The organism is Burkholderia sp. AU16741, from assembly GCF_002223345.1.
Classification (GTDB): domain Bacteria; phylum Pseudomonadota; class Gammaproteobacteria; order Burkholderiales; family Burkholderiaceae; genus Burkholderia; species Burkholderia sola.
In genome coordinates this window covers 1-530 of the sequence record NZ_NKEZ01000031.1, presented here as the reverse complement: position 1 = coordinate 530, position 530 = coordinate 1, and the positions used below count along the sequence as shown (strand labels likewise).

Sequence of the window (530 nt, the reverse complement as noted above, 5' to 3'; positions counted from 1 at the left end):
GCAGTCATCGAACGCGCAATGGGCGCCGAGATGAATCTGCATCTGGGCTACCCGTCGGGCCAGTCCAAGCCGGCCGGGCAAGCCAACGAGCGCAACGGCGCCAGCGGCAAGACGGTCATCACCGATCGGGGCCCGGTTCGGGTCGAAGTCCCCCGCGATCGCGACGGCAGCTTCGAGCCGATCCTGATTCCCAAGCATGAGCGCCGCTTCACCGGCTTTGACGAACGCATCATCGCGATGTACGCCCGCGGCATGAGCGTGCGCGAGATTCAGGCGTTTCTGGCCGAGAGCTACGGCACCGAAGTGTCTCCCGACTTCATCAGTTCGGTCACCGACGAGGTGATGGCCGAAGCGCTGAGCTGGCAGAGCCGCCTGCTTGAGACGATGTATCCGGTCGTGTTCTTCGATGCGCTGCGGGTCAAGATCCGCGACGACGGCGTGGTCAGCAACAAGGCCGTCTATCTGGCCTTGGGCATTCAGGCCGACGGCCAGCGCGACGTGCTGGGCCTCTGGATCGAGCAGACCGAGGG

The 530-nt window shown here is 64.9% G+C and carries 1 pseudogene; it reads left to right on the top strand.

From position 1 onward, the window contains the following. Positions 1 to 530: pseudogene (locus tag CFB89_RS33880) on the top strand (IS256-like element ISBcen18 family transposase); the annotation flags it as partial.